Origin of the sequence: Sporosarcina luteola, from assembly GCF_023715585.1 — a bacterium.
Taxonomy (GTDB): Bacteria; Bacillota; Bacilli; order Bacillales_A; family Planococcaceae; genus Sporosarcina; species Sporosarcina luteola_D.
This window is the reverse complement of record NZ_JAMBOK010000001.1, coordinates 1,275,414-1,297,362: the sequence shown is the minus strand read 5'-3', so window position 1 is coordinate 1,297,362 and position 21,949 is coordinate 1,275,414. Positions and strand designations below refer to the sequence as shown.

Here is a 21,949-nt window from a genome sequence, read left to right as displayed (position 1 = left end):
TTTACAATTCAACGGCGTTTACGCCATAAAGTCATATCTGTGAGTGGCAGCCTTTCAATCTTCTGAAGAAGGAGCTGCTTTTTTAATTCCCGCTCGGCGGATTTTTCCGGGATGTTGTAGATTTCAGCGATTTCGCTCGTCGAGAGTGCATCAAAACGCTGGAATAGTTCATCCAATGCCGGTGGGGAATCGGGTGTAATCTCGTACCCAACCATTTCTTCCAAAATCTGTTCGTATATATCGTAGGAGTGTAATCCGTTCACCTTCAACCCTTCGTCTTCAATATTCTCATTGAAGAATACAAAGGAAGGTGCGTCTTCCACTTCCATTTCATTCGCCAAATGCAAATCGACCTGCAAGGAACGCAGCACATGATTCGATGAGAAATCGAGAATGAACTCATCGACATCCAATCCGAGGTTTTCCGCTATTTCAACAAGCACTGAAAAGGAAAGGACGTTCCTCCTCTTCAAATAGGTGTATTCGAACAGCTTGGATAGGAATCGGAAAGCCGCGCGCTTTCCTTGGAACTCCGCCGCTTTCAAGGCGATGCTCGGAAACGCCGGATGGTTTTTAGTGCACGCCTTCGCATCGTCCATATTGACGATGCAACATGAATTCGTCTTCGTCAAAGAAGTGCGTAGAACGATCTTCAGTGTGAAATAACGCTCGTATTCAACTTGTAATCTCCTTAGCAATGGCTGGAGCGCCCAGCTGTTCATGCATAAAGGATCTACGAAGACGTAGATTTCAATTGGCTTTGACAAGGAGGCTGAAGAAGTGGCGCTGCTTTCCAACAGAGTTTCCCTGTTCACTGCACATCCCCCTCGCTTCGATTGACCATATGGTTCGCGGTCATGACGAGCCTATGATAATACACTTCCCGCAAAGGTCCTTCAAGGCCTACTTCGTCCATTGCTTCCGCCATGCAGGCGAGCCATGCTGTTGCACGTGTAGGAGTTATCGGAAAAGGCATATGACGCGCCTTCATCATCGGATGTCCGTGCTCTTCCGTGAATAAATTCGGTCCGCCTAAATATTGTGTTTGAAATTGTTTCTGCTTGCGTGCTGTTTCCGTCAGATCTTCAGGGAAAATCGGATGTAAGTCCGGGTGGACAGCCACTTTTTCATAAAAACGATCGATGAGTTCCGATAATTTTTCAGCACCGATTTCCTCATAAGGGATCAAAGGTTTTCGTGTCATGTATGCCAATCTCCTTTGTTCTGACTGTATGGACATTTTAACAACCAAACAATTCTTTCACAAACATAAAGCCTTCAAGCATATTGGAATATTGTCAGATTTCAAAGCGATTATAGTAGTTTAGCACTTTGGAAACATATTGTTCAGTTTCCTTGAAAGGCGGTATCCCGCCATATTTCCGGACGTTTCCAGGACCTGCATTATACGCGGCCAACGCCATTTCGACATTGCCGAACTGATCAAGCATTTGCCGTAAGTACTTCGCGCCGCCCATTATATTTTGCTCAGGATCGAATCCATCCTTCACACCAAGCAGTTTGGCAGTGCCGGGCATAAGTTGCATCAAACCCATCGCACCCGCGCCGCTTACGGCTGTGCTATTGAAGTTGGATTCCTGCTTGATGACGGATGAGATCAGATTTACAGGCAAGCGGTATGTGTCGGCGGCTCGCTGAATGAAATCACCATAGTCATTGTTCGCGACTGGACCTTCGCTTTTCGCCGGCCGTGAAGCATGCATAGCTGTCAGAAGGCCTGTCGGTAAATAAACGTTGTTCGGACCTGTATACTGGAGGCTGTTCATAGACTGAATTCCACCTAACATGCCGAAAGATTGAAATGGAAGCGTCTCCGGTCGCGGAGCACCGCTCGTCATGCCGGTTAACAGATCATTTATCATCATGTTGAACAAGGAGGAGGTTGACTCCTGCCCGTTCACGAAAGTTTGCACCGAACCTAGTGTCTGCATCGCCTGGATATCCATTACTGTTCGAATTGCGCGTGCATCCATTTTTTGTTTCTCTCCTTCTTTAGGACTATCTAAAGTTGCTACTGTATTAAGTATAGCAAGTTCGGGATAAAAACGCATGCTACAGACTGCACCAGCAGCTCTCATATGGTAGACTGAACGTAAGATCATTGAAAGGAAGAAGACCTATGCGAATCAAGAACCGAGTGATGAGAGGGCAAGAGAACAACAACGAAATCCAGTTTGTACTGGACGCGGAAGCTGACCGTCCGACTGGAACTCCCGCAAAGAAAATGATAACCGATTCAGAAGAACATGCATTTGTCTATTTAATGGATGAAGATGAAGGGTATACATACATACATTTCCCGAAAGAGACGTGGCCGTACATGGAAAAGGCATTGAAAACCGGCAGCGATCCGTATCTTTTGTGGAACGATGAAAAAATCCCGTTGCCCGGCTTTATAGAGGAGCTGACCATGCTCGTCTATAACATCGAAGGGAACGACAATTATGGAGAGGCATTCACGACTGCGGTGGAGCAGGAATTCGAAGCCTTCCTCCAAAACATCAATTAATAGTTTGGAGGGCTACTCATGAAGGAGTGGAAGCAATTTCTTGAACCATATAAGCAGGCTGTTTCCGAATTGAAGGTAAAATTGAAAGGGCTGCGTGCACAATACGAACTCGAGGGCGTCCATATGCCCGTGGAATTTGTGACGGGACGGGTGAAACCGCTCGCGAGCATCTATGATAAGACCCTTGAAAAGGGAATCCCATTCAAACCTTCAGCGGAGTTGGCGGAGGAGCTCCCGGATATTGCAGGTCTCCGCATCATGTGCCAGTTCGTCGATGACATCGGAAAAGTTGTCCATACATTGCGGCAGCGCACCGACATGCAAGTCGTTGAGGAAAGGGACTATATTTCACATAAGAAGCCGAGCGGATACCGTTCCTACCATATGATCATTGAATATCCCGTCCAGACGATTCATGGGGAAAAGACAATACTCGCAGAAATCCAGATCCGTACGCTGGCAATGAACTTCTGGGCCTCAATCGAACACTCCTTGAACTACAAATACCAAGGCGAACTTCCGAATGTCATCAGGCATCGACTGGAAAGGGCTGCGGAAGCCGCTTTCAGGTTGGATGAGGAGATGTCGCTCATCCGCGATGAAATCCATGACGCCCAACAATACTTCAGTGCATTCAAAGAAACCGCCGATAGGGACTACAGCGACAAGAAACGGAAGAGGGGGGACAATTATGAAATTCGCAATACAGACGAGAAATGATCCATTGTCAAATCGATTGAAAGATGAAGCAAGGGATTATTTGACCGATTTCGGGCTTGTCTTTGACGAAGACGAACCTAATATCGTTTTATCGATAGGAGGGGACGGCACGTTGCTGCACGCCTTCCATAAATATATCGATCGCCTGAAGGATACAGCTTTCATCGGCATCCATACCGGGCATCTCGGGTTCTACGCTGATTGGAAGCCTGCAGAGATGGAAAAACTTGTCCTGTCGATTGCGCGGAAGGAATATAACGTCATCGAATACCCCCTTCTTGAAGTGGTCATCAATTACCGTCATTCCGAAAAGGCCGCAAAGTATCTTGCGCTCAATGAATCAACGGTCAAATCCCCTGAAGTTACGTTGGTCATGGATGTGGAATTGAACGGTGTGCATTTCGAAAGATTCCGCGGGGACGGATTATGCATGTCAACGCCATCGGGCTCGACCGCCTATAATAAAGCTCTCGGCGGCGCGATTATTCACCCATCCCTACATGCCATCCAACTGACTGAAATGGCTTCGATCAATAATCGCGTGTTCCGGACGGTCGGTTCGCCGCTCATCCTTCCTGCACATCATAGCTGTGTGTTGACGCCAGTCAAGGGGCCGGATTTCATGGTGACGATCGATCATTTGCAGCTGTTGCACAAAGACGTGAAATCGATTGAGTATAGGGTCGCGGATGAAAAGGTTCGTTTCGGGAGATTCCGTCCGTTCCCGTTCTGGACGAGGGTGCACGATTCGTTCATCGCAAGTGATGAGTGACGCGATCATGAATGAAAAGAAGTTCACCTTGGCGTTCATTGTCGAGCAAGAACAGATCTTGCTTCGGGAGTTCCTGCATGGAAAAGGAATCTCGAAACGGACATTGACGGCGGTGAAATATGATGGCGGCCGGCTGCTCGTAAACGGGTTGGAGCAGACGGTGAGGCATATGCTGAGAAGAGGGGATGCTGTAATGGTTGAATTCCCTCAGGAAGAGCCGAGCGTAGGGCTTGTTCCTGAAACTGGCAATCTGGCAATTATTTATGAAGATGAAGCGATTCTGATCGTCGATAAACCTGCCGGCCAAGGGACGATCCCATCACGTGATCAGCCAAACGGAACGGTCGCCAATTACGTGGCAGGGAAATTCAAAGCTGAGTGCGTTCCTTCGACCGTGCATGTCGTGACGAGATTGGATACCGATACATCGGGCCTCGTTTGCATGGCGAAAAACCGGCATATCCATCATCTGCTCAGTGAACAGATGCAGACGACCGGTTTTGAGCGCAGTTATATTGCGTTCGTTGAAGGGTATGTACAAAAGGATGTCTTCACCATTGACCAGCCGATCGGGCGGAAAGACGGCAGCATCATTGAACGGATGGTCAGGCAAGACGGCCAACATGCGAGAACCGATGTCCAGGTGCTCGGGCGCTTTGAACGTAATGGCGTGCAGCTCACGTCCGTTTCTTTGAAGCTGCATACAGGACGGACCCATCAAATTCGTGTTCATATGCAATGGCTCGGGCACCCGCTTGCAGGCGATGACTTGTATGGTGGAAGCCGCGGGTTGCTCGGCCGGCAGGCATTGCACTGCGCTTGCATAGGTTTCCGGCATCCGTTGACGAATGAGCCAATGACGTTCATGAGCGAATTGCCAATGGACTTGGAACGATTGAAGACCGGTGTGGTTCAATCAAAATAAGTGAATTTCTCCGGAATGAACGGCTGCTTCGAAGGGACGGAGACGATTTCCATTTCCGGATACCGGACTGCGGTCAGCTTGCCGCCGAACACGCATCCTGTATCGATATTAACGGTCCGGTTTACGAATCTTGCTTCCTTGACAGGGGTGTGCCCATAGACGATCCACGCATCCCCGAAATATTTTTTTGCCCAATCCCTTCTGACGGGACGGCCGTCGGGGAGCGTTTCACCGGTCGTATCCCCGTAGAGGACGAACGACTGTATTTTATTTGAAAATGGTTCTCCAATCATCTGTTCACGGATTCCTGCGTGTGCGATAATGAGTTTCCCGTTGTCCAGATTTTCGTACAGCGGCAAAGCTTCATAGAATTGCCTGTACCGATCCAAAAAGCGTATCTTTTCTTTTGGTTTCAGTGCGTTCAATTCGGCTACTGTCGTTTCCAGCCCGTTTTTCTGTTGGACGTTTCTGCCTTTTGCGAGGCGGTAAAGTTTGTTGCAATGGTTGCCAGGGGAATAGATGAGTTTATGATTGTCTTGCAGTTTGAACATCAATTCCAATGTTTTCAGCGATGACGGACCCCGGTCCATCGCGTCGCCTGCGAAAGCAAGCTGCCTTCCATCTTCGTGGAACGGCAATCCCGATGCGAGTGAATAGCCGAGCTTGTCGATGAGCGAGAGCAATTCGTCATAGCATCCATGTATATCACCAATAATATCTAGTTTCATAACGATTCTCCTTTTTGAGAGTTGTTGCTTACTATGATACCTTTTTTATTGTATTTCAAGCATGTCGGAGCGGAAAGGAAGGTGCAGCCATGACTGTAAATGAAGAACTTCGTGATGAAAGTATTATCGACGAAGAAAAACTGATAAATTCATTGGAACAACAAGATATTAAAACGTTCCGTGATGAATATTTAATGCTTCACCCATATGACCGAGCTGTTTTCTATGAGAAGGTGGATCCGGGTCAGCGAAAGACCATTTATTTCTTCCTATCCCCAAAAGAGTTGGCGGAAATATTTGAGACAAGTGAAATTGATGAAGACGAATATAAGCAGTTCCTTCAGGAGATGGACACGACATATGCCGCCGAAATGATCTCCCAGATGTTCGTCGACAATGCGGTAGATGTCCTGAAAGAACTTGATAAGGCGCAGATTGCCAGCTACTTGACGTTAATGAACAAAGAAGCGGCTGCACAGATCAAGTCCCTCTTGCACTATGAAGAGTATACCGCCGGTTCGATCATGACGACGGAATATGTTTCGGTTCCGCAAAATTCGACGGTGCGCTCCGCAATGACGATTTTGCGGAATGAAGCCCCGTCCGCAGAAACGATTTATTATGTTTTCGTAGTAGATGAAGATAACCGTCTGACAGGCGTCGTTTCACTCCGTGATCTGATCATTACTGATGAAGATACGTTAATCCAGTCGATCATGAATGAACGTGTCGTCAGCGTCCTCGTCTCGGATGACCAGGAAGACGTTGCAAGGATGACGCAGGACTATAACTTGTTAGCGGTCCCGGTCGTCGATTTTCAGCAGCATATGCTGGGTATCATTACTGTCGATGACGTAATCGACGTTTTAGATGAAGAAGCATCCGATGACTATTCCAAACTTGCTGCCGTATCCAATATGGACTCCTTCGACAAAACATCATTTGAAGCGGCAAAGAAAAGGATTCCGTGGCTGATCATCCTGTTAGTGCTAGGCATGCTCACCGCAAATCTGATCGACCTTTTCACGGATACGATTTCGCAAGTCGCTCTGCTCGCCGCATTCATCCCCTTGATTGCGGGAACCGCTGGAAATAGCGGGACGCAAGCGCTTGCTGTCGCAGTTCGCGGTATCGCGACACGTGATGTGGAGGATGAAAGCAAATTCAAGTTGTTATTGCGGGAAGCAGGCACTGGCCTGATAACGGGAATCATCTGCGCTATTTTCGTTGTCGGTCTCATCTTCATTTGGAAGCATGAATTCATCATTGCATTGCTCGTCGGTGCGGCAATTCTCGTTTCCATCTTTGTCGCAACGATTTCCGGATCGTTCATTCCGTTATTCATGCACCGGATGAAGATCGATCCGGCAGTGGCATCAGGCCCTTTCATCACGACATTGAACGACGTCATCAGCATCATCATATACCTCGGATTGGCGACAATGTTCATCAGCAGCCTTTGAAGTCGGGGAAAAGAACTTCATTCCCGATAGGCGCATATACTACGGACAAAAGGAGGAATTACCATTTCCTACAATGAACCGTTGCTATTTGTGCAGGGGCCTCCCGTCTTTATGAAGATGACTGTTTTAGAGGAAGAAAGCACCTCCGTCTTCAACCCGACCGATACATCGGCGAGGGAGACGATCGACATCATGCCATCCATTCAACCGGCAAGCCTAGAAGTCAATCCCGTCGTTATGAACAAGTTACGCTATTTGAGTGCTCCGTTCCAGAGGCAGGCGTATACACCTCTTCAATTCATAGTGGATGGGAATATGATTAAAGGCGCGATTCAAAAAGTAGAGGACAGCATGGTGTGGATTGAATCCGATGACATGACCACCGAAGTTGAAATAGCGAAGATTGAGGATATCTTATGGCGGGGGCAGCCATTTGACACGAGATCTTGAAAACAAGGCAGACCGGTATATCCGGTCTGCCTTGTTTTTATATGGCTGGATTTGATCAAAGTCTCAATTAACTTCAAATGTAAATTAAACCGAAAAACTGCCCGATCGGAGTTCGATCGGGCAGAGTCAGCATCACAGGTTATTCCGTCAATCTTCGTCACAATCGATGAAAACATCTTTTACGCATTGGATAGCACAGAAGCATTTCAGATCAACAGTTACGCAAGTGCCTGTCGCTTCGAAGTTTTCGACTTCGCAAATTGCGTCGAGATCCAACTTGCCGCCTTTGAACAAGTCGACTTTTCTACCTCTGGCATCACGCGGTTCAAGGACTTGGATTGTTGCACAGCAATTGTCGAATACGTTTTGAACTCTGAAGAAAATCGAGAAACATGTCGCACAGTCTCTTCGACCTTGTTCGGAGGTTGTGTGCTCACCCTCTTCGAACCTTCTTCTTCTCTTGAACATTGCTTTGAATGGATTACCTTTTTCGTCCAATAGCATGAAGACGCGCGTATTGGCTCGTTGTCTAGCAGGGCTTACAAGGCTACCGAGCGGAGTCAGGAAACAGTCAGTTCTGCAATCGTCACAGTCAAGATCATCACGGATATCCTGCACACGCTTAATGGCACGAACTACCTCGCAGATGCAATTTTCCTGGCGCCGTACATCGCTGACTTCTTCATTTCTTCCACATCCCATTCATTCCACCTCCTTTTCTCAACTCCCTATACCTTATGCGCTTGATAACTCAGGTCTAGGGCAAACATCACGATTGAATAAAAAACTAGTTCACTCACCATACTGTTAAAAAAAGGGGATGGTGACGATTCGTCAAGTAATCATGATGCTTTGTGTACTTCTTCTGCTGACCGGATGTATTCCGAATGAATTCAAATTCGAGAATCATACAGATGAAGACGCAAGCAAAGCGGAAGAGTTATTGAAGAAGGATAATCGCGTCAAAGGAGTTGCTGCCCTATTCCATGATGATCACTTGCTCATAGGAATACGTGTCAAGACCTTTTCCAGATTTAATAAAAGAGAAATAGCACGTGAAATTGAAAAGAAATTAAAAGAAGAATATCCCGATCTATCGGTATTCGTATCTGCGGATAGCAAGATTTTAACGGAGACGAATAAACTTATCCTAAAAGATGATGAAAAGGGTTTGAAGAAGAAAATCCATCAATTGATATCACTAGCGGAGGAAGAGACATAATGGATAAAGAAAAATACGCAAAGCTGGAGCAAAAGATCTCGCCAAAACCGCCGCTGCTCAAAAATGTCATTAAAGCATTCCTCGTAGGCGGAACCATTTGCCTCATCGCCCAGTTCATTGCACTTTTCTATATGACCTTCTTCAATTTTACCGAACGGACAGCGAGCAATCCGACGGTGGCAACGATGATTTTCATTTCCATGCTGTTAACCGGGTTTGGGGTTTATAAGAAAATCGGACAGGTTGGAGGAGCGGGTGGGGCAGTACCGATAACCGGATTCGGCAATGCGGTCGTGTCGGCGGCAATTGAACATAAGTCGGAGGGCTTCGTGTTGGGTGTCGGTTCGAATATTTTCAAGCTGGCTGGCTCGGTCATCGTGTTCGGCGTTTTTTCTGCCTTCCTCGTCGCGCTGGTTAAGACTATATTGGTGAAGATGGGGGTCGTTTCATGGTAATGAAAGGCCTGTTGAAATTTCCTTCGACTCCTTCCATAGTAGCGACGGGCGTGACAGCCGGACCGCTCGAAAAGAAAAGCGCTTTTCAGGCGGGATTCGACAAGATGTATGATGATGAACGATGCAACCTGAAAACGAATGAACAGGGTCATTCAAAACTGATGGAAGATGCATGTATGATCGCGTTGAGCAAGGTTGATAAGATTCCGGCGGATGCAGACTTTTTAGTAACTGGGGACCTTGTCAACCAGATGACTCCTTCAAGCTTTTTCGCAACGACTGTCGGGATTCCGTACCTCGGAATGTTTTCAGCTTGCGCAACATCGGTCTCTTCTTTGCTAACAGCAGCCCTTTTGACAGAGGCGGGAATGTCGAAATTGGCCATTGCGGGTTCATCGAGCCATCATAATTCCATCGAAAGGCAATTCCGTTATCCCATTGAATACGGTGCACAAAAAGGAGCGGCTGCCCAATGGACAGTTACGGCTGCCGGTGCCGCGGCCGTCGTACCTTTCCAAAAAGGTTTTCCTTCAATAGAACGCGGGACGGTTGGAAGAGCAATTGATATGGGAATGACTGATCCGTTGAATATGGGAGCTGCTATGGCGCCGGCAGCCGCGGATACGCTGAAACGGCATTTGGAGGGCCATGGGGCTTCTGCAAGCGATTATGATTTGATCATGACCGGGGATTTGGCCACGGTCGGTTTTTCGATTTTTAAAGAGCTCGTAAAAAATCAAGGCATTACGGAGTTCGACAATTTCAGCGACGCAGGTATGGAGTTTTATGGCAACAATCCGGATTTCAAAGCAGGCGCAAGCGGAGCGGGATGCTCAGCCGCCGTTTATTTTTCGGAAGTTTATCAGAAAATGAAGGACAAGGAATATAAAAAAGTTCTGTTGATCGCGACAGGTGCGCTGCTTTCCCCATTGTCGTTCCAGCAGGGCGAGACGATTCCGTGCATTGCGCACGCAGTCGAATTAACGATGAAATGAGTGGTCTGATTGTTTTCGATTTACATTACTTCCTTTATTGTCGGCGGGCTCATTTGTGTCATTGGCCAATTGTTGTTTGATGTGGCGAAGCTGACTCCCGCACATACGCTATGCATTCTCGTCGTAACGGGTTCTGTGCTGGACGGATTAGGGCTATATGAACCGTTGATCGATTTTGCGGGCACCGGCGCCACAATTCCCATCACATCATTTGGCAACGCACTGACACACGGAGCGTTGGCCGAGGCTGAAAAACATGGCCTTATTGGTGTTTTGACAGGAATGTTTGAAGTGACGAGTTCGGGAATCAGTGCCGCTATCCTATTTGGCTTCATCGCTTCGTTTATTTTCAAACCAAAAGGATCCGTTTGAAAAAAACTGTGCAAACGCCCCCTTCTTCTCTCCGCTATCTGCATAGGATAGACGGAAGGGAAGGAGGGATTTTTATGTTCGGTGGATGCTATTCTGGTTGTGGCAACGTAGGAGGATATGGCGGCGGATATGGAAAAGGATCATATGGCGGTTCCACATTCGTTCTGATTGTTGTTCTCTTCATCTTGCTTATCATTGTTGGCAGCAGCTTTTGCTGAGGGGGAGGTTAGAGGATGAATGATTCGTTCTTCAAAAAAATAGAATCAAAGACCGGCGTTCCAATGGAAGAAGTATTTGCATTGGCAAATGCAATCCAATATGCCGATTTCAGTGATGAACGGCAAGTGCGGAAAATTGTAAGAAAGGTCGGGCGTCTTGCAAATAAGGAAGTCCCGCCGCATATGGAAGATGAACTAGTGAAATCAATCGTCAAAAATGGAAATTCCGTTAACTTGAGCGATATCCAGCGTATGATGGGCTGACTCCAAATTACATGTATTCCACTTATCCATAAGTCCTAGAGGATGAGATGCATTTAACCTATACTCCCTCAGGTAAACTGATAGAAAAAGATCATTTTTCCGGGAATTGCAGATAAACATGTTTCATAAGCTATAAAGAAGGTAAAAGGGTAAGTGAGAATAATGTATAGGGGTGTGGGAAGATGGGCTATATTCTACCAGTCCAACCGTTGCAAGCCGAAATGTACGCAAATCGGATGAATGCAGTGCGCAATAATTTTGCGTATGTCGATCGGGTGGAAAAAGTGAACATGGATCCGGACCTGATGGATAAATTCGATGATTCACTCCGTCATGAACAGGAGCGGATCATGGAGGAGGCGGCGGAACCGGTCATCACCAAATCCCGTCCTCCGTACTTGAAGGGGTTTATTTACCCGAACCCTGCCAACCTATCGCCAGAAATTGCACATCTCGTAGGAAAAGGGCTCGCAGTGAACGAATACGCGTAAGCAGATGAAGCAATGAAATGGCAATCCAAATAAAGAGCAGACCTGCAACCGGCACCCGGTTAGCGGATCTGCTCTTTTTCAATGAATTGACCTGCCTGTTAAGAAGTAATTTCCTTTTCCATTGCACGATGCGGAATATCCGCATCCATGAACTCGGGTGACGTGACCGTATATCCAAGTTTTTCATAGAAAGGCACAGCATAGGACTGTGCGTTCAAAACGATTTTCGTCATTTCAGCGGATTTGGCGTAATTTTCAAGTTCATGCATGATCAGATTTCCGAGATGCTTCCCGCGCATTTCTTTTAACACACATACTCGTTCCACTTTACCGATTCCCGGACCGATTTCACGGATGCGCCCTGCTCCGATCGGCTGCTTTTCATCATAGACGATGAAATGGGAAGCGGTATCATCAAACTCATCGATTTCAAGGCTCAATGGTACCCCTTGCTCTTCCACAAAGACTTTTTTCCGCACGTCATATGCATCTGCCTGTTCCCGCTCTGAACTGGCAATCTTCACTTCAACCAATCTTCAGATTTCCTCGCCGAGGCGGAATGTTTCATAAACTGTCCATGATCCGTCCTCAAGTTGATAGAGAAGGTGGATGCGATCGACGATCTCGGTATGATCGACACCAAACATTTTAATTTGGCCGATAATATCGTCATGCTCACCAGAACCTAGTTTTTGGGCGATTGTAATATGCGGGACGAATGAAAATTCAGGTTTTTCACCGAAAAAATCTTCATTCAAATCTTTATGGAGCGATAGAATTTCGTCATTAGGTGTCACTTTAAAGAAAATTGTATTCGTAATCGGTGCAAACGTGCTCACCTTTTCCACTTTCAACTCAAAAGGCTTATGGCTTCGAACAACCTTATGGATGGCTTCTGCAACCTGCTCGATTTCCTTATCGTCTGCTTCAAATACACCTTTGACGGTCATGTGAGGCGTGATAAGCGCATAATGTGGATCATAACGTTTTCTGTACCCATTTGCTAAATCTTGGAGTTTCTTTGAAGGGAAAGCTACAATGCCATATTTCATAATAAATTACCTCCTCATAGAAAGTTTATATACAACTTAAAATAATTATAACAGAATCATCCACTATTTGTACTGTTTGGCATTAATCGTACTGAAAGGATTCTTTGATAGCCCTTCGAACGTCCTGCTGCCAATACTTCCATGTATGGTTCCCGTTGAATTCTTCATAGAAGTACGAAAACCCTCTACTTTTAATCAACTGATTCAATTCCCTGTTCGGAGTGAGGAAATCCTGTGTGCCATCCTGAGTTGTTTTCACTTCAGTTTCTTCTTCGCCGATGACATGGTAAATTGAAAAAGAGGAAGGATCTTTCAAGGCTTCCACCTTTTCCATCACATAGTCATCGACATAGGGGGAATGAAGGATCACCTTGCCGAAGCAGTTAGGATATTTCAAAGCGGTCAAAAGTGAAATGGTCGCTGCCAACGAATCGCCGATCAAACCCCTGCCTGCGCCCACTTGGTACGTAGGATATTTTTCATCGATATAAGGAACAAGCTCGTGGGCGAGGAAACGGATATACTCCTCATGCCGGTCGCCTTCAGGATGATACATCCTTCTGCGTTCCTCTACGTTCTTATACGGTACGCCGACGACAATCATATTATTGATATCGCCTTCGTAAACTAACTCGTCCACTACCCGGCCGATTCTGCCGTATTGAAAATAATCCTTTCCATCGGAAGCGATCAGAACTGAATACTTATAAAGTGGTGAATACTGATATGGCAGGTGGATGAGAAGTTGCATGTCTTCATCCAGCGCCTTGCTGTAAAAAGTAATTTCTTCAATTTTTCCGTATTCCATCCGCGAGTCCTCCCAGTTGTATGATGTAAGAAGATTGTAACATAAGCGAATGTACAGGTATAATGCTTGAATAACCTGTCACGTATGAAGAGAAACAGTCGTAAAATTGAATAAACATCCTAAAGCTTGCCGTCATATTATACGTGACGAGCATTAGGAAGAATGAGGAGGTAGTGATAAATGTTCACTGGAAAAAACATTGTCCATTCCGATGTTGTAACGAAAGCTACAAAAGATGCATTGATCCGGAGAGGCGTCACATTGGAGGACATCGCAAAAATCGTTTATGAAATGCAAGTCCCTTATAATGAAGGACTCGATCTTGCCGAATGTGTGGATTCAGTTGAAAAAGTGTTAGGGAAGAGGGAGCTTCAGCATGCAATCCTAGTCGGCATCGAATTGGATGAGCTTTGCGAACAAGGAAAGCTCTCGGCACCGCTCCAACAAATTGTCGAGTCTGATGAGGGGCTATTTGGTGTGGATGAAACAATCGCATTAGGGGCCGTCTTCACTTACGGATCCATAGCTGTTACGACATTCGGTCATCTGGATAAAAATAAAATTGGCATTATTAATGAGTTGGATACAAAAAAAGGGAATGGAGTCCATACTTTTCTCGATGATCTTGTCGCCAGCGTCGCATCATGTGCCGCTTCTCGTCTAGCTCATCGAAAAAGGGATTTGGACGAAGCAGGTCTCACATATTTGGATGTACGCCCTAAATATGAAAAATGATTGATTGAGTGGAATATAAACGTATTCCACTTTCTTTTTTTATTATGAAATCGCTTGCAAATTACTGAAAATTTTTAAGAAGGATTGACAAGCGAATGACCAATCGTGGTAGAATAGGTGTTAAGTTGCAAAACTACTAGACAAAAGGGGAGAATGAAACTATGAATAAAAAGAGATTTCGTATTCTGGCATTCATTTCGATGATTGCACTGCTTGTCCTTTCAGCGTGTAACTCGGGTGATTCCAGCAAGGGATCCGATTCAGGAAAAACAAAAGAAGATTATGATTTCCTAAGCATTTTGACAGGTGGTACGCAAGGTACCTATTACGCACTCGGCGGAGCACTTGCAGATATCATCTCTGAGGAAACAGGCGTTAAAACGACAGCTGAAGTTTCGCAGGCATCTGCAGCGAATATGACAGCATTGAAAGACGGAAGCGCTGAAATCGCTTTCGTGCAAACGGATATCGCTTACTATGCATCAAAAGGTGAAATGATGTTTGCCGGGGAAGTCATCGACAATGTATCAGCAATCGGTGCTCTTTATCCTGAAACAGTCCAATTGGTAACATTGGAGAAGAATGGCATCAAGTCATTCGAAGACCTGAAAGGTAAAAAGGTTTCAGTTGGAGCACCTGGTTCCGGTACGTATGCGAACGCTGAGCAGCTTCTTGAAATCCACGGGTTGTCAATGAAAGATATCCAGGCACAGGACTTGGATTTCGGAGAATCACAAGAGAGCTTGCAGGCTGGACAAATTGACGCTGCATTCATCACTGCCGGTACGCCGACTGGTGCGGTTGAAGCATTGAACGCTTCAGCTCAAGTGTACATCGTACCTGTCACTGATGAAAAAGCTAACGAATTGATCTCGAAATATCAATACTATGCAAAAGAAGTCATTCCTGCAGGAACTTATGGCCTCAAAGAAGATACGCCGACTGTATCTGTAGGGGCGATGTTGATCATCCAAAATGATGTGCCAGAAGATCTTGCTTATGAAATCACAAAAGCGATCTACGACAACGCATCAAAACTTACGCATCCAAAAGGCGCATTGATCAAAGCTGAAACAGGTCTTGACGGTATCGGGATCCCTGTTCACCCAGGCGCTCAAAAGTACTTTGACGAAAAGAAATAATTGAATACAAATCAATAGTGGAACGGGGCGGTGAAGCTTTATGCTTCAGCCGTCCCATTCTGCATTGCTACCGGAAAGGGAAAAGAGGATGAAAAGGAAGAAAGTGATTCTCCCCATTCTGCTCTCTGTACTATTGGTCGCCTCCGTCATTCTATTTCTGCCGATACATAGCGTGTTCACCTTCACGGAATATCGAACTGATCATCCGCAAACCTATTATCTCAAGATGGGGGATGACCGGGAGTTTCAAATTCGATACGTGCACTCCATTTTCCTGACGGACGTCGTCGAATCCTACCGGGTCACTGAGCAAAGCGCTATCCAATCACTGTCGATGCAATACGAGGATGTTGGAATCGGCTTGCCGGGGTATGCCGAAGAAGGAGAGTCATTGTCAGTCAAGGATGGAATGTATACGCTTACTTATGAGGATGCTATCATTCAATCATTTGTCCTTTTTGTCGGGGATGTCAATGCAGATTTAGCTTTCCGGTATAAAGGACATGAAGTGAATTTGAAAAACTATTTGACTAGAGGAAAATCGTACACATTTCGTGTGCAGCGCCAATCATTCTACCAATTGTTGAAAGGAGTAAATATGAATGGCTAAAAATAAGAATCGGGAAGAAGCTCAGCATGAGTCCCAACTTGAAAACAATGAAATGCTTACGGAAGAACAGCAACTAGAAATCCTTCAGAAATACGATCCCGAATCGAATACACGAAATGTGAAAGGGATTTTCAAAATTCTCGTCTTTGCAGGATTGCTGTCATTTTCTTTATTCCAGCTTTACACATCGATAGGAACGCCGTTCACTGCGTATATTCAGCGTTCCATTCACTTAGGATTTGCTCTCTCTTTAATATTCCTGTTATTCCCGGCAATTAAAAAACCGGGCGTCAAAAGGGATAAAGTACCTTTCTACGATGTCATCCTGTCATTGCTTGCCATTGCTGTCGGTTTATACTGGCCGCTATTCTACGGTGATCTCGTCTTCCGTGTCGGCAGGGTATCAGACATCGATCTTATCATTGGAGTCATCGCAATTCTATTGACATTGGAGGCAGCGAGACGTGCTGTCGGTTTGCCGATTACAATCATTTCGACAGTGTTCTTGATCTATGCATTTTACGGCCGGTATTTCCCGGGATTCCTAGCTCATCGCGGTCAAGACTTGAAAAGCATTGTACAGCTTATGTTTTACACGACAGACGGAATTTTAGGAACGCCGATCAGCGTCTCCGCAACGTTCATTTTCGTCTTCCTGTTATTCGGTGCATTCCTCGTGAAGACCGGTGTAGGGAATTACTTCAATGATCTGGCTGTCGTCCTAGCTGGCCGCTTGACAGGCGGTCCTGCAAAGGTTGCCATTTTCTCAAGTGCATTGCAAGGGACGATTTCAGGAAGCTCCGTAGCAAACGTTGTCGGGTCGGGATCCTACACGATTCCGATGATGAAAAAGCTCGGCTACCGTAAGGAATTTGCCGGCGGCGTTGAAGCTGCTGCCTCTACAGGCGGGCAAATCATGCCACCGATCATGGGAGCTGCGGCTTTCCTGATGGTTGAATTCATTGGCGGCATCAAGTATTGGGACATTGCGAAAGCCGCTGCAATTCCTGCATTGCTTTACTTCACTGGAATTTGGATCATGACTCACTTTGAGGCGAAGCGTGTCGGCCTGGAAGGCATGTCGCCTGACCAGATGCCAGATCGAAAAGCGACTTTGAAAAAGATCTACCTGCTCTTGCCGATTTTAGGAATCATCTTATTCCTGCTGTTGGGGATTCCGACAATGAAAGCTGCATTATTGGGGATTGTTCTCACATTAGTTGTCAGCTTCTTTGATAAATCTACGAGACTTGGAGTCAAAGACATTATCATGGCGCTTGTTGACGGAGCGCGTACTGCATTGGCAGTTGCTGCTGCGACAGCTTGTGCGGGTATCATCGTCGGCGTCGTCGTGAAAACTGGATTGGGGCTCAGCCTTGCAAACGGTCTCGTTTCTGCTGCTGGCGGGAACATCCTCTTAACGTTAATCTTCACGATGTTTGCAGCGCTCGTATTAGGAATGGGGTCACCGACAACGGCGAACTATGTCATTACTTCGACAATTGCCGCTCCGGCAATCATTCTATTGCTAATGGGCGGCGAAATGGGAGCAGGTACTACTGTTCCGGTTGTTGTCGCAATCTCTGCTCACTTGTTCGTGTTCTATTTCGGAATCATCGCGGATATTACACCGCCCGTTGCCCTCGCTGCATTTGCGGCGTCAGGTATATCCGGCGGGGATCCGATCAAAACGGGTGTCGTCTCTGCAAAGCTTGCTATCGCAGCATTCATCATCCCGTATATGTTCGTTTTCAATCCGGCCATGCTCATGATCGATTCCAGCCTTTTTGAAATAATATGGGTCACCTTCTCCGCCATCGTCGGCATGATTGCGATCGGAGCGGGGATGATCGGCTATTGGTACCGGAAATGCAATTGGATCGAACGTATCCTTGCTGTCGTAACAGGCTTATTACTAATCTATCCTGAAACGATTACGGATATCATCGGTCTGGTGCTATTCGCCATCCAAGTGGCCATCCAATGGAAAACGAAAGATAACAAACCGAAAAATAAAACAGCAGTTGTTTCATAAGTAATAAAAGGCTGTCGCAGTTGTCAACTAGACAAACGCGACAGCCTTTTCCATTGTCAACAACGCGTTGGGCAAAAACTTAGGGTTACCGGAATTTCCTTGGTTACTTTCAAGCCGGTGGATGAGTAAACGAAACGGTGTATTCCTATGATCTGCCGTTTTTCATTACGAGGAAATTTGCACGAAAGCTTATACATGGTAAACTGAATTGAAGGAATAATGAAAAGGGGTCGTGGCAATGGCAGTAGAGGTATATCTTAATTTCAATGGTAATTGCAGACAAGCCGTAGAATTTTACGCAGAAGTATTCAACACGGAAATCACCCAAATCATGACATTCGGCGAAGCTCCTCAAAGCCCTGATTATCAGTTGCCGGAAGAAGCGAAGGATCTTGTCATGCATGCGCGGTTGAATATCGACGGCAACAGAGTCATGTTCTCCGATACATTTCCGGGCTCTCCATTTATCGAAGGGAATAATGTCAGCCTCGCTTTTGTCAACAAAGACATTGATTTGATCAAAAGCGTCTTTGATAAGTTGAAGAAAGGCGGTACAGTAAAGATGGATCTACAGGAGACGTTCTGGAGTAAAAGCTATGGCTCTCTGAAAGACCAATTTGGCATTGAATGGCAAATTAGCCACGAAGCATAAGTGAATATAGATAAATGAAAAACGGCAAGGATGCGTATCCTTGCCGCAGACTGTAGAAATAAGGGTTGGAAATCATAGATTTCCAACCCTTTTGCTTAAACATGTTTTTAACTATCAGTAGACTGAAATAACGTTGATTTCCGTTCCGGGCGGACGCTTTCCGGGGGGCTTGCCCTCAGCCTCCTCGTCGCTTCGCTCCTGCTGGGTCTTCACGCTGCGCCCCCAGGAGTCGCCGCCCTGCACTCCAATCAACTGGAAATCCTTTAGAGACAGGGGTATCATTTCAGCCTCCGCCATCCACGTCCAACTGGTCAGCTTCTTCAATTTTTTTATAACGATTGTTACAAAGCAAATCATACTTTCGCAAGCATGACCCTTTTCGGTTCAAATTCACTATAAAACTTGTAAATTACTGAAATCGCTTTCAAAAAACAATTGACTTTTTATGTGAAAGTGACTAATATTCAATTAACGACTATATAGCGACAAAATTATCTGAACTTGGGGGCGTTGGTATGGAAAATATGGAGAAAAAGAAAATAGGTTTTCTAATGGCGATTCTGCCATTGATCATTATGATCATCGTTATGCTGTTCACAGTTGTGAAACTTGAGCAAGGCCCTCATATTCCACTCATCATAGGAACAACTGTGGCTGCTTTGGTTGCTTGGCGCTCTGGCTTTACGTGGAAAGAAATAGAGGAAATGATGTTCAAAGGGATTAAGCTAGCCCTGCCTGCTGTCGTCATCATTATGTTGGTTGGAATGACAATCGGCTCTTGGATGGGTGGGGGAATTGTCGCAACAATGATCTATTACGGATTGCAGATTATTACACCTGGTTGGTTTCTAGTTGCCATTACAATCATTTGTGCAATCGTCTCTCTTGCAATTGGAAGCTCTTGGTCGACGATGGGTACCATCGGGGTCGCTGGAATGGGTATCGGCTTGAGCATGGGGATTCCTGCTGGCATGGTGGCAGGCGCTATTATTTCAGGATCTTATTTCGGTGACAAAATGTCTCCCCTATCCGATACGACAAACCTGGCTTCAGGTTTAACAGGAACAGATCTATTCGATCATATTAAGCATATGCTTTACACAACTATTCCCGGATTGCTTATCGCCCTTGGCGTTTACACATTTTTAGGTAGACGTTTTGCAGGTGGAAATATAGACTTAGAAAAAATCCAACAGACAGCTTCTGTGCTGAAGGACAGCTTTTTGATTTCCCCTTGGCTGTTGCTTGTGCCATTGGCGGTAATTGTCATGGTAGCTATGAAGGTTCCTGCTGTTCCAGCTTTAGTCGTCGGTATTATTCTTGGCTTCATTTCACAGATTTTCATACAAGGGGGGTCTTTGGCGGATTCGATTGTTGCGTTACAAAGCGGATTTGCCATTGAAACCGGGAATGAAATGGTCGATGGTCTATTCAATGGCGGCGGTTTGGATTCGATGATGTACACAGTTTCTATGACAATCGTGGCAATGACATTTGGCGGTATTTTGGAATTTTCGGGAATGCTTCAGTCAATCATGAATCAGCTCCTGAAGGTTGTGAAATCATCATTCACACTGATTACATCTACAATCGGCGCTTGTGTACTTACGAATGCAACATGCGCAGAGCAATATATTTCGATCGTTGTACCATCTAGAATGTTCACGAAAGTTTACAAGAAGATGGGTTTGCATTCTAAAAACTTATCACGGGCACTAGAAGATGGAGGAACGATCACTTCGGTCTTCATTCCATGGAATACTTGCGGCGTATTCATCTTAGGAACACTCGGAGTAGGGGTTGCACAGTATGCACCGTATGCAATCTTGAATTTGGTCATTCCGTTTATTTCCATCCTTTACGCAGCAACTGGCTTTACAATCGTGAAGCTGACAAAAGAGGAAATAGAAAGAGCTGAATCAGAAACAGAAACAGAAACAGAAGAAGAAAAGTCAATTGAAGCGGTTCACGTATAAGTATGAATAGAGCCGCCCAATGCCGATGATTGGCACTGGGCGGCTTTCTAGTAGTGGATGGCGAAATTCATTTCATACAAAGAACGTGGCCTTCCTTGCTTGTAAGTCATCTCTTCGCCCACGACACGGACATATTCAAATTCTATGAGCTTTTTTAATGTCCGCTCTGCAGTCCTTCTGGAAACATTCATATAGAGGGCAAGATCGGTTGCTGAGAACTGGTTCGTTGTCCTCGATTGGCGGAACTGCAGGAGCTTTGAAATATTGGCAGGACCCAATTTTGTTTTTTCCGCAATTTCCACTAGTAGGGGATGATCGACTTTCATATCGATTGCACCGTCCGATTGTGGATACGGGCCATGAAGCCTTTTATTGGAGTCGAGAATATAAAAGCTGTTCAGTTCACCACTTTGAATGAAATTCAATGCGAGTCGTGCATGTTCGGCAGCTTTCATCGTCGTTTCACCGTAACCGAAAGCCATCTTGACATTCCGGGGGAGACGGTGGAAAAAATTCATGAATCCCGGGTTTTTGATGGAATGTTCTATAATGCCCTTCGTTGTGAACAGCGAAAATTCCCCGTCGGATTCTGACCAATGCGCTTGCAATATGGTAGAGAGCTCTTTTACGAAAGGCACGATCGGCAATCCGGATGATTGAAGGATTCCAACGGCAATTTGGGCAGAAGAGCTTTTCTGTACCATCGCTTTTTGCTGCGCAAAACGCAGACTCCTAATAATCGAGCTTTCCGGGTCGATCATCATACGGGCAGGTATACCTCTTTGCAACAGCTTTTCGTAGACAATATGGATACTTGTAATAGCGATTTCCGTCTTGCCTTGTTCAGACAACCGTTGATGGAAATTTATAACGTCCTCGATTGATCCACCATTCTGTAAAACATGAATGTATGGTAGTTCAATCGTTCCATTCAAGTCATTCAACACATGATCGATATGGGACTGCTCGGCGACATCCATAGAAATCCGTCCACATGAAACGCGCTCATTTGCCAAAACAGATAGTAATGTCGTAGAGACAGCGGTTTCATCCTGTTTCAAATAGAACGTCGGCACGTTGAATTGTTGAACAGCCTCTTTTGCATAGGCATAAGGCAGCGAACCTGAAAAAAGGATGGCATCACTTGGTTTAAGTGTCTTGATGATGGCAGCGGCTTCTTTAGGATCGGTATATATATGGCATTCCAGCTCAAAATCCCCTTCATTCACGGATAAATCCTTTGCGCGTCGGCAAAAATGTTCAGAGCCGATAACAGCAATTTTAATTCTCAATAAATTACCTCCTAACTATTAGCGACTATTTAACGACAGTGA

Annotated in this window: 28 protein-coding genes; 19 read left to right on the top strand and 9 right to left on the bottom strand. The window is 45.7% G+C overall.

Annotation, left to right across the window (positions count from 1 at the left end):
* Positions 1 to 8 precede the first annotated feature (8 nt).
* From M3193_RS06620 to M3193_RS06610, 3 genes are all read right to left on the bottom strand, one after another.
* On the bottom strand, positions 9 to 815 hold the full coding sequence (locus M3193_RS06620; protein ID WP_251625345.1) for a DsbA family protein: 807 nt from the start codon (positions 813 to 815) through the stop codon (positions 9 to 11).
* Positions 812 to 1,204 (bottom strand): globin, encoded by a 393-nt coding sequence (locus M3193_RS06615; RefSeq protein ID WP_251625344.1) that lies wholly within the window; start codon positions 1,202 to 1,204, stop codon positions 812 to 814. Before M3193_RS06615 ends, M3193_RS06620 begins: the two co-directional genes overlap by 4 nt.
* A gap of 94 nt (positions 1,205 to 1,298) precedes the next feature.
* On the bottom strand, positions 1,299 to 1,994 hold the full coding sequence (locus tag M3193_RS06610; RefSeq protein WP_251625342.1) for a lytic transglycosylase domain-containing protein: 696 nt from the start codon (positions 1,992 to 1,994) through the stop codon (positions 1,299 to 1,301).
* Positions 1,995 to 2,140: 146 nt separating this feature from the next.
* Here M3193_RS06610 and M3193_RS06605 point away from each other — a divergent pair, with 146 nt between their 5' ends.
* Genes M3193_RS06605 through M3193_RS06590 form a run of 4 tightly spaced genes read left to right on the top strand, consistent with a single transcriptional unit; the run spans position 2,141 to position 4,947 of the window.
* Positions 2,141 to 2,530 (top strand): hypothetical protein, encoded by a 390-nt coding sequence (locus tag M3193_RS06605; protein WP_251625341.1) that lies wholly within the window; start codon positions 2,141 to 2,143, stop codon positions 2,528 to 2,530.
* Positions 2,531 to 2,548: 18 nt separating this feature from the next.
* Positions 2,549 to 3,250 (top strand): GTP pyrophosphokinase, encoded by a 702-nt coding sequence (locus M3193_RS06600; protein ID WP_251625338.1) that lies wholly within the window; start codon positions 2,549 to 2,551, stop codon positions 3,248 to 3,250.
* A complete protein-coding gene (locus M3193_RS06595) occupies positions 3,222 to 4,022 on the top strand; it encodes an NAD kinase (RefSeq protein WP_251625336.1) in 801 nt (266 codons plus the stop codon). Before M3193_RS06600 ends, M3193_RS06595 begins: the two co-directional genes overlap by 29 nt.
* Positions 3,940 to 4,947, top strand: a complete 1,008-nt coding sequence (locus M3193_RS06590; protein WP_353056369.1) for an RluA family pseudouridine synthase — start codon at positions 3,940 to 3,942, stop codon at positions 4,945 to 4,947. The genes M3193_RS06595 and M3193_RS06590 overlap by 83 nt, the downstream gene beginning before the upstream one ends.
* Here the strand turns inward: M3193_RS06590 and prpE are convergent.
* Positions 4,935 to 5,675, bottom strand: a complete 741-nt coding sequence (prpE, locus tag M3193_RS06585) for a bis(5'-nucleosyl)-tetraphosphatase PrpE (RefSeq protein ID WP_251625334.1) — start codon at positions 5,673 to 5,675, stop codon at positions 4,935 to 4,937. The two genes, M3193_RS06590 and prpE, sit on opposite strands and share 13 nt — an antisense overlap.
* 89 nt (positions 5,676 to 5,764) lie before the next feature.
* Between prpE and mgtE the strand changes: the two genes are divergently transcribed.
* Complete coding sequence (gene mgtE, locus M3193_RS06580; RefSeq protein ID WP_251625332.1) at positions 5,765 to 7,138, top strand: magnesium transporter; 1,374 nt, start codon at positions 5,765 to 5,767, stop codon at positions 7,136 to 7,138.
* Positions 7,139 to 7,249: 111 nt separating this feature from the next.
* Positions 7,250 to 7,588, top strand: coding sequence for a hypothetical protein (locus tag M3193_RS06575; protein ID WP_251625330.1), 339 nt, complete (start codon positions 7,250 to 7,252; stop codon positions 7,586 to 7,588).
* A gap of 147 nt (positions 7,589 to 7,735) precedes the next feature.
* On the opposite strand, the gene M3193_RS06570 is transcribed toward M3193_RS06575, so the two are convergent.
* Entirely contained in the window at positions 7,736 to 8,290 is a 555-nt protein-coding gene (locus tag M3193_RS06570; RefSeq protein ID WP_251625328.1) for a CotY/CotZ family spore coat protein, read from the bottom strand.
* Between the two features lie 118 nt (positions 8,291 to 8,408).
* On the opposite strand from M3193_RS06570, the gene M3193_RS06565 reads away from it, so the two are divergent.
* From M3193_RS06565 to M3193_RS06535, 7 genes are all read left to right on the top strand, one after another.
* A complete protein-coding gene (locus M3193_RS06565; protein ID WP_251625326.1) occupies positions 8,409 to 8,810 on the top strand; it encodes a YhcN/YlaJ family sporulation lipoprotein in 402 nt (133 codons plus the stop codon).
* Complete coding sequence (gene spoVAC, locus M3193_RS06560) at positions 8,810 to 9,265, top strand: stage V sporulation protein AC (RefSeq protein ID WP_251625324.1); 456 nt, start codon at positions 8,810 to 8,812, stop codon at positions 9,263 to 9,265. Before M3193_RS06565 ends, spoVAC begins: the two co-directional genes overlap by 1 nt.
* Positions 9,259 to 10,260, top strand: coding sequence for a stage V sporulation protein AD (locus tag M3193_RS06555; protein WP_251625322.1), 1,002 nt, complete (start codon positions 9,259 to 9,261; stop codon positions 10,258 to 10,260). Before spoVAC ends, M3193_RS06555 begins: the two co-directional genes overlap by 7 nt.
* Positions 10,261 to 10,269: 9 nt before the next feature.
* A complete protein-coding gene (gene spoVAE / locus M3193_RS06550) occupies positions 10,270 to 10,632 on the top strand; it encodes a stage V sporulation protein AE (protein WP_251625320.1) in 363 nt (120 codons plus the stop codon).
* Between the two features lie 74 nt (positions 10,633 to 10,706).
* Positions 10,707 to 10,850 carry a YjcZ family sporulation protein gene (locus M3193_RS06545; protein ID WP_251625318.1) on the top strand — a complete coding sequence of 48 codons (144 nt, stop codon included), beginning with the start codon at positions 10,707 to 10,709 and terminating at the stop codon, positions 10,848 to 10,850.
* A 15-nt stretch (positions 10,851 to 10,865) separates the two neighbouring features.
* Entirely contained in the window at positions 10,866 to 11,114 is a 249-nt protein-coding gene (locus M3193_RS06540; RefSeq protein WP_251625316.1) for a stage VI sporulation protein F, read from the top strand.
* Between the two features lie 182 nt (positions 11,115 to 11,296).
* Positions 11,297 to 11,605, top strand: coding sequence for a hypothetical protein (locus M3193_RS06535; RefSeq protein WP_251625314.1), 309 nt, complete (start codon positions 11,297 to 11,299; stop codon positions 11,603 to 11,605).
* 98 nt (positions 11,606 to 11,703) lie between these two features.
* On the opposite strand, the gene M3193_RS06530 is transcribed toward M3193_RS06535, so the two are convergent.
* The 3 genes from M3193_RS06530 to M3193_RS06520 form a co-directional block, all read right to left on the bottom strand.
* The gene (locus tag M3193_RS06530; protein ID WP_251625312.1) at positions 11,704 to 12,138 is read right to left on the bottom strand and encodes a GNAT family N-acetyltransferase; all 435 of its coding nucleotides are present in this window, start codon (positions 12,136 to 12,138) and stop codon (positions 11,704 to 11,706) included.
* A 3-nt stretch (positions 12,139 to 12,141) separates the two neighbouring features.
* Positions 12,142 to 12,657 carry a YjcG family protein gene (locus tag M3193_RS06525; RefSeq protein WP_251625310.1) on the bottom strand — a complete coding sequence of 172 codons (516 nt, stop codon included), beginning with the start codon at positions 12,655 to 12,657 and terminating at the stop codon, positions 12,142 to 12,144.
* A gap of 82 nt (positions 12,658 to 12,739) precedes the next feature.
* On the bottom strand, positions 12,740 to 13,465 hold the full coding sequence (locus M3193_RS06520; RefSeq protein ID WP_251625307.1) for an alpha/beta hydrolase: 726 nt from the start codon (positions 13,463 to 13,465) through the stop codon (positions 12,740 to 12,742).
* Positions 13,466 to 13,645: 180 nt separating this feature from the next.
* Here M3193_RS06520 and M3193_RS06515 point away from each other — a divergent pair, with 180 nt between their 5' ends.
* The 6 genes from M3193_RS06515 (at position 13,646) to nhaC (ending at position 20,615) form a co-directional block, all read left to right on the top strand.
* The gene (locus M3193_RS06515) at positions 13,646 to 14,200 is read left to right on the top strand and encodes a phosphatidylglycerophosphatase A family protein (RefSeq protein ID WP_251625304.1); all 555 of its coding nucleotides are present in this window, start codon (positions 13,646 to 13,648) and stop codon (positions 14,198 to 14,200) included.
* 161 nt (positions 14,201 to 14,361) lie between these two features.
* Positions 14,362 to 15,342, top strand: coding sequence for a TAXI family TRAP transporter solute-binding subunit (locus M3193_RS06510; protein WP_251625303.1), 981 nt, complete (start codon positions 14,362 to 14,364; stop codon positions 15,340 to 15,342).
* Positions 15,343 to 15,430: 88 nt separating this feature from the next.
* Positions 15,431 to 15,952 (top strand): DUF1850 domain-containing protein, encoded by a 522-nt coding sequence (locus M3193_RS06505; RefSeq protein ID WP_251625301.1) that lies wholly within the window; start codon positions 15,431 to 15,433, stop codon positions 15,950 to 15,952.
* The gene (locus M3193_RS06500) at positions 15,945 to 17,987 is read left to right on the top strand and encodes a TRAP transporter permease (RefSeq protein WP_435372016.1); all 2,043 of its coding nucleotides are present in this window, start codon (positions 15,945 to 15,947) and stop codon (positions 17,985 to 17,987) included. Before M3193_RS06505 ends, M3193_RS06500 begins: the two co-directional genes overlap by 8 nt.
* Positions 17,988 to 18,225: 238 nt before the next feature.
* A complete protein-coding gene (locus M3193_RS06495; RefSeq protein WP_251625300.1) occupies positions 18,226 to 18,639 on the top strand; it encodes a VOC family protein in 414 nt (137 codons plus the stop codon).
* Between the two features lie 524 nt (positions 18,640 to 19,163).
* Positions 19,164 to 20,615, top strand: coding sequence for a Na+/H+ antiporter NhaC (gene nhaC, locus M3193_RS06490; RefSeq protein WP_251627238.1), 1,452 nt, complete (start codon positions 19,164 to 19,166; stop codon positions 20,613 to 20,615).
* 47 nt (positions 20,616 to 20,662) lie between these two features.
* Here nhaC and M3193_RS06485 read toward each other — a convergent pair whose 3' ends face one another.
* The gene (locus M3193_RS06485; RefSeq protein ID WP_251625298.1) at positions 20,663 to 21,907 is read right to left on the bottom strand and encodes an HTH domain-containing protein; all 1,245 of its coding nucleotides are present in this window, start codon (positions 21,905 to 21,907) and stop codon (positions 20,663 to 20,665) included.
* Between the last annotated feature and the right edge of the window lie 42 nt (positions 21,908 to 21,949).